The organism is Enterococcus sp., from assembly GCF_022711995.1.
In the GTDB taxonomy this organism is placed as follows: Bacteria; Bacillota; Bacilli; order Lactobacillales; family Enterococcaceae; genus Enterococcus_D.
In genome coordinates this window covers 1-3,747 of the sequence record NZ_JALAHI010000148.1, presented here as the reverse complement: position 1 = coordinate 3,747, position 3,747 = coordinate 1, and the positions used below count along the sequence as shown (strand labels likewise).

The 3,747-nt window shown below is 35.9% G+C and carries 3 protein-coding genes and 1 other annotated feature; all 3 genes read left to right on the top strand.

Annotated elements, in window-relative coordinates:
- Positions 1 to 172: 172 nt before the first annotated feature.
- The 3 genes from Q0A12_RS14715 (at position 173) to serS (ending at position 3,599) form a co-directional block, all read left to right on the top strand.
- Positions 173 to 862, top strand: coding sequence for a response regulator transcription factor (locus Q0A12_RS14715; RefSeq protein ID WP_003129151.1), 690 nt, complete (start codon positions 173 to 175; stop codon positions 860 to 862).
- The gene (locus Q0A12_RS14710) at positions 852 to 2,036 is read left to right on the top strand and encodes a HAMP domain-containing sensor histidine kinase (protein ID WP_291293379.1); all 1,185 of its coding nucleotides are present in this window, start codon (positions 852 to 854) and stop codon (positions 2,034 to 2,036) included. Before Q0A12_RS14715 ends, Q0A12_RS14710 begins: the two co-directional genes overlap by 11 nt.
- A 35-nt stretch (positions 2,037 to 2,071) precedes the next feature.
- Positions 2,072 to 2,273, top strand: a binding site (T-box leader).
- A gap of 48 nt (positions 2,274 to 2,321) precedes the next feature.
- Positions 2,322 to 3,599, top strand: a complete 1,278-nt coding sequence (serS, locus tag Q0A12_RS14705; RefSeq protein ID WP_291293378.1) for a serine--tRNA ligase — start codon at positions 2,322 to 2,324, stop codon at positions 3,597 to 3,599.
- The last annotated feature ends 148 nt before the right edge of the window (positions 3,600 to 3,747 follow it).

Below are 3,747 nucleotides of genomic sequence, written 5' to 3'. Positions count from 1 at the left end.
TATTTGCTCTATTTATAAACTATGAAGTTTAACTCATTTATCAATGTTCGGTTTTTATTCTTGCAGAAGCGATAATTTCCTATCATTCTTATAAATTTAAGTATGATTTTATCAATTTCCTGGAATATTTGCTAAAATAGGGGAAAAGAATAATGTTCCTAGGAGGATTCATATGAAAATATTAGTTGCTGATGATGATAAAGAGATTGTTGAATTATTAAGTATCTATCTTCATAACGAAGGTTATGAGGCTGTAAAAGCTTATGATGGTAAAGAGGCTTTAACAAAAATTAGAACTACACCTGATATCGAATTACTTATATTGGATATCATGATGCCCGAAATGGATGGTATGCAAGTTGTAAAAGAATTGCGAAAAGAATCGCAAATCCCAATCATCATGTTAACAGCTAAAACTACGGATATGGATAAAATACGCGGATTGGTTGCTGGTGCAGACGACTATGTAACAAAACCCTTTAATCCACTAGAAGTGATGGCTCGTGTGAAATCTTTACTCAGAAGAACAAAAATGCAAGCACCCTCAAATCAACCAGATATTTTAGAAGTCAGTTCATTGATCATTAATCGTGATTCTCACGAAGTAAAAACAATTACAGGAAATGAAATCCAATTGACTGCTCTTGAATTTGGCATTCTCTATCTATTAGCATCCCATCCCAATCGTGTGTTTAGTGCCGATGAAATTTTTGAGCGTGTATGGAAGCAAGAGAGTGTTGTGTCAGCAAAAACCGTAATGGTTCATGTGAGTCATCTGCGTGATAAGATAGAAGAAGCAACTGATGGTGAGAAAGTCATTCAAACAGTGTGGGGAGTTGGCTATAAAATAGATGCGAAGTAATTCAATAGAAAAAAAGAAGCGTATCACGCTCACGTCTAAAGAAATCAGTGAATTATTTGCAGAAGGAATTGTTACTGTGATCCTTTTGCTTCTATTAAATGTCGCAATTTTAGTCATTCTGACTTCGATACGTGAAAATTCACCACTATTGGTGGAGGCTATTTATGAATCAAAAAACGCTTTTACTTCTGCTTTTAATACAAATATTTTTCAAAGTGGTCGTAATTTCATTATTCCTCTGTTCTTTTTATTAGATGTGATTGTTTTATATTGGCGCCTAATACGCCGATACCGTCAAATGCAATTACGACATATTATTAGTGAACTTCATTATATTGCAGAGGGAAATTATGATCATCGTATTCCTTTTGAATTGAGGGGCGATCTCAATCGAATCGTTTCAAACATTAATGTATTAGTAGACAGTACAGTTGCGGCAATTGAGGATGAGAGACGAATCGAACAATCAAAGGATGAGCTGATTACGAATGTAAGCCATGATATCCGAACTCCATTGACTTCGATTATCGGTTATTTAGGCTTAATTGAGGATCGACAATACCATTCTGAAGATGAATTGTTGAAATATACCCATACCGCCTATGTCAAAGCAAAGCAAATGAAATCCTTAGTAGATGACCTTTTTGAGTATACGAAAGTAAGACAGCCTAGTGTTCCAATAAACGTAATTTCTTTCGATATGGCGCAATTAGTTGAGCAATTAGCTGCAGATTTTGAGTTAGAAGCAAGTCGTAAAGGGATAAAGATCGAGACTTATACTCGGCCAGAACATATTATTATGGATGGCGACACAGAGAAGCTTGTACGGGTTTTCAATAATTTATTGTCTAATGCTTTAAAGTATGGAAAAGGTGCTGACAAAATCGTAATGGAAGTAGAAAAAGTAGGAACTGAAGCCATTCTGACAGTTAAGAACAATGGTCAAATGATTCCAAAACATTCTTTGGACTCTTTATTTGATCGCTTCTATCGTGTTGAGGAATCACGGTCGCAGGAAACTGGAGGTACTGGACTAGGTCTTGCCATTGCTCAGAGCATCGTTGCTTTGCATGGTGGGTATATTTTTGCAAAATCTACTCCTGAATGGACCTCCTTTATTATCCATCTCCCGTTAAAGAGAAACGATTTAACAAATACCCAAAACTATGGTTGACGAACTAGCGCTTTTTCGCTATTCTAGAGAAAATACTTACTACTAAGCATAGAACCTAGTACATTTTTTTCTTTTTCAGAGAACTGGTGGTTGGTGAAAATCAGTAATGAAAAAAATGGAATCCAGTTCATTAAAGTGTATCTTTTGAAAGAAAGATCGTGTGCTCACGTTACGGGCAACAAGGGCAGCACTATGCTGAACTCGGGTGGTACCGCGAAAGATCTTTTCGTCCCAAGAATAGGGATAAAAAGGTCTTTTTTTATATGAAAACAAGGAGGAAAAATTATGCTAGATATTAAAATGATTCGACAAAATTTTGACAAAGTCCAAACAAAATTACAGACCCGCGGCGTAAAAAAAGAAGTATTAGAAGAATTCTTAAAGTTAGATGAACGCAGAAGACAACTTCTAGTAGAAACTGAAGATTTAAAAAAAATCCGAAATGAAGTTTCTGCAGAAATAGCTCAATTAAAACGAGCAAAAAAAGAGGCAGATGATAAAATTGCTGAGATGAAAGAAGTCGGTAATAAAATCAAGGCTCTTGATGACGAGATTGCAAAAATTGATTCAGAAATCAAACTGATTGCAACAACATTACCTAACCTGCCTCATGATTCTGTCCCAGTTGGAAAAGACGAAGATGACAACGTTGAAGTAAGACGCTGGGCTACACCAAAAGAATTTGACTTTGAAACAAAGCCTCATTGGGATATTGCGGAAAACTTAGGAATATTAGATTTTGAACGAGGCGCAAAAGTAGCCGGTAGCCGTTTCGTTTACTACAAAGGATTGGGCGCCCGTCTTGAACGCGCTCTATACAATTTTATGTTGGATCAGCATGTTTATGAACACGGGTATACTGAAATGATCACTCCATACATTGTTAATAGCGATGCAATGTTTGGAACTGGACAGTTTCCTAAGTTCAAAGAAGATGTTTTCCAATTAGCGGAAACTGATCTTACCTTGATTCCTACTGCTGAGGTTCCTTTAACGAATTATTATAATGGAGAAATATTGGATGTTGACCAACTACCGGTCTATTTCACAGCATTAAGTCCTTCTTTCCGCTCAGAAGCTGGCAGTGCTGGTCGTGACACTCGTGGATTAATCCGATTACATCAATTCAATAAAGTCGAGATGGTTAAACTAAGTGAAGCAGAACACTCTTATGAAGAATTGGAGAAAATGACTGCAAATGCGGAAGACATTTTACAAAAATTACAATTGCCTTATCGTGTAATGGCATTGTCTACAGGTGACATGGGCTTCTCTGCTGCTAAAACATATGATTTAGAAGTATGGATTCCAGCACAAGAAACATACCGAGAAATCAGTTCATGTTCTAATTGTGAAGATTTTCAAGCACGTCGAGCAATGATCCGTTATAGGGATAACGATGGCAAGATTCACTACATGCATACATTAAATGGTTCAGGACTAGCTGTTGGTAGAACTGTTGCTGCTGTATTAGAAAACTATCAAAATGAAGATGGTAGTGTAACTATACCAGAAGTACTAGTTCCTTATATGGGTGGGGTTACTCGCATAGAAAAAAATTAAAGAACAAGGTAGGATGAGAATTCCTACCTTGTTTCTTTAAATATTTTAAGAAATATCCCCCTATTGTTGAAACTATATTACAATTATGTTACGTTTATTTTACTTTATGATGAAAAATGGAAAAACTAAAAATAGAAAAAAAAGAACC

Coding starts and splice junctions, on each gene's coding strand:
- Q0A12_RS14715 (WP_003129151.1), top strand. CDS start 173: ATGAAAATATTAGTTGCTGATGATGATAAAGAGATTGTTGAATTATTA.
- serS (WP_291293378.1), top strand. CDS start 2,322: ATGCTAGATATTAAAATGATTCGACAAAATTTTGACAAAGTCCAAACA.
- Q0A12_RS14710 (WP_291293379.1), top strand. CDS start 852: ATGCGAAGTAATTCAATAGAAAAAAAGAAGCGTATCACGCTCACGTCT.